This is a genomic window from Sneathiella sp., assembly GCF_029233945.1.
Taxonomy (GTDB): Bacteria; Pseudomonadota; Alphaproteobacteria; order Sneathiellales; family Sneathiellaceae; genus Sneathiella.
In genome coordinates this window covers 1-2,173 of the sequence record NZ_JARGOQ010000114.1, presented here as the reverse complement: position 1 = coordinate 2,173, position 2,173 = coordinate 1, and the positions used below count along the sequence as shown (strand labels likewise).

Annotated in this window: 3 protein-coding genes; all 3 read right to left on the bottom strand. The window is 59.9% G+C overall.

The genetic code is table 11. The annotated features are described in order from the left end of the window. Positions 1 to 840 (bottom strand): ketopantoate reductase family protein (locus tag P1U71_RS17925; RefSeq protein ID WP_301107041.1); only part of this gene is annotated, 840 nt, incomplete at its 3' end. Positions 841 to 903: 63 nt separating this feature from the next. Continuing rightward, positions 904 to 1,923 carry a mechanosensitive ion channel family protein gene (locus P1U71_RS17920; protein WP_301107040.1) on the bottom strand — a complete coding sequence of 340 codons (1,020 nt, stop codon included), beginning with the start codon at positions 1,921 to 1,923 and terminating at the stop codon, positions 904 to 906. After that, positions 1,920 to 2,173 (bottom strand): hypothetical protein (locus P1U71_RS17915; protein WP_301107039.1); only part of this gene is annotated, 254 nt, incomplete at its 5' end. The genes P1U71_RS17915 and P1U71_RS17920, both read right to left, overlap by 4 nt.

Sequence of the window (2,173 nt, the reverse complement as noted above, 5' to 3'; positions counted from 1 at the left end):
GGCTCCCTTTTCGATCAGGTCGCCGAGGATATGTTCATGCTCGGTGCGGAGGCCGCCCACAAGGTCGCGCATCATCGAGGCGGTAAAGATCGAGCCTTCTTTTGTCAGCATGGCGAGCTGCCCGGCCTGCACTTTTTCGGGGATCGGGTGATCATTCGCGGCGGCGATGGCGCAGGCCTCCGCATGGGTGCGGCGGGACATCTCGGCGCCGTAGCGGGTCGCGACGATCTCCCCGACGGAGCCAAGGCAGAGCGTCGTCATCGCGGCGAGAGTCGCCAGCATCACCCATTTCTCCCAGAGGGATTGCTCGATATCCGCAGCGTAGGTGAAGTTGAAATCAGCCTTCTCGCAGAGCCCCGCAAATTCCCGCGCGGTCGCCTCTTGCGCGACGGTGCGATGGCCGACAATGAGCCCGCCAAGATCGCCCAGGCGCTTGACCGCACCCGTCTCCGTAATCATCGAGGCGATATGGGCAACGCCGCCCATCACCCGATCCTTGCCATATCTTTTATCCAGAAATTCAAGATGGTTATAGCCATTCAGGAAGGGCAGAAACAGCCCCTTCCCGCTCGCCTTTTCAAGGGAGTTCAGCGAATCCCTCAGGTCATATGACTTGGGCGCGAGCATAATCAGGTCATAGTCAGGCGAGAGCTGATCGGCGGTCACAGAGTTCGGATGGACGGTGAAGCTGCCGTCGTCATTCTCGATTGTCAGGCCGTTCTCGGAGATGAGCTTATGCCGTTTATCGCGCAAGAGGAAGGTAATGTCCGCCCCCGCCTGCATCAGTTTCGCGCCAAAATATCCGCCCACGCCCCCGGCGCCTACGATCAGAATTTTCATGATTTTCGCCTTAACCGTTTCTTGTTGGTATAGATTCCTTGCTCTTCTATGGGACTTTTACGCTTATTTATCAATCAGCAATGTGCCCGCCTTGGAGCTGTCCTGCGGCTTTTCCGCTTCCGGGTCATTCTGGCTGATGGTCAGTTTCGGCGGTGGCGGGCCCGCGACCACTTCCTCTGTCTTCGCCTCCCCGGTCGAGGCGGCGGGGCTGCCCCCCGGCTCCGACGCGCCGTCCGTGCTCTGGTAATAGATCAGCTGCGGGTCGGTCGGATCGATGTCGTTTGCCTCAAACGCCTCCTTTATGGCGCGGACCGCGCGCGAGCGGGTCACCACCTCGGCGGAGCGCTCGGAATTGATCCACCAGCGGACCTTCATCGCGAGGGAAGTCGAGCCCAGTTCCCAGCAGAGGATTTGCGGCGGCGGATCGGTCAGGATTTCCTCAACCTGCTCTAGCGAATTCTCGATAATGGTGGTCATCTTGCCGATGTCATAGACATAACCGACCGTCAGGTCGATCTCGACCCGGCGCTCCTTCTGCGACGTATGGATGATGACCGTGCCGGTGTAGATTGTCGTGTTCGGAACGACAATGTCCCGGCCGTCATAGGTGCGGATAACTGTCGCCCGCGGCTCGATACGCAGGACCGTTCCTTCCGCGTCACCGACCTTTATCTGATCGCCGCGCCGGAACGGCATGCGCAGCAGGATCAGCAAGCCGGCCAGCCAGTTCTGCAATATATCCTTGAAGGCGAATCCGATAGCGAGGGAGCCGATGCCGAGGCTCGCGAGCATATCTGCGGGCCTGACGGAGGGAAAGACAATGGTCGTTGACAAAAGAAGGCCGAAAACAATCACGCCCCAGAAGCTGAAACTGGAGAGGATAAGCCCGAGGTCCTGCCGGCCCATGCGCCGGAAATACACTGTTACCAGCCGCTTGACCGCATAAGCCAGAAGGCCGAACAGGATCATCGCAAGCAAGCCGACGATCAGGTTGGGAACAAGCCCGTAGAAGGAGTCCGCCCAGCTTCCGATCGTCTCCCGTGCAAGAGTTACCCCTGTGGCGAGGGGTTCGGTATCATTCATTTTTCGCCTTCTTTCTGGCGCTCCCGGTTGGCCTTGCGGATGGCGGGGGGGAGGACCTCGATCACGCTCTCGATGTCTTCGGGCAGATGCCCCGCCTTTTCAACCTCCCGTATCAGCAGGAGCGCGTGATCGGTCAGCAGGTTCCGCACCCCCTTTCCGCAGGTCGCGCAGAGCCGTGCATAGGCGCGGGCAATGCAGATCGCCATCAGGATATTCCCGCCCGACGCCTGACGGAGCGGGTGAAACGCCT

What these genes read in the sequence shown, in the direction of transcription:
- P1U71_RS17920 (WP_301107040.1), bottom strand. Translation starts at nt 1,923, where the DNA reads ATGAATGATACCGAACCCCTCGCCACAGGGGTAACTCTTGCACGGGAG.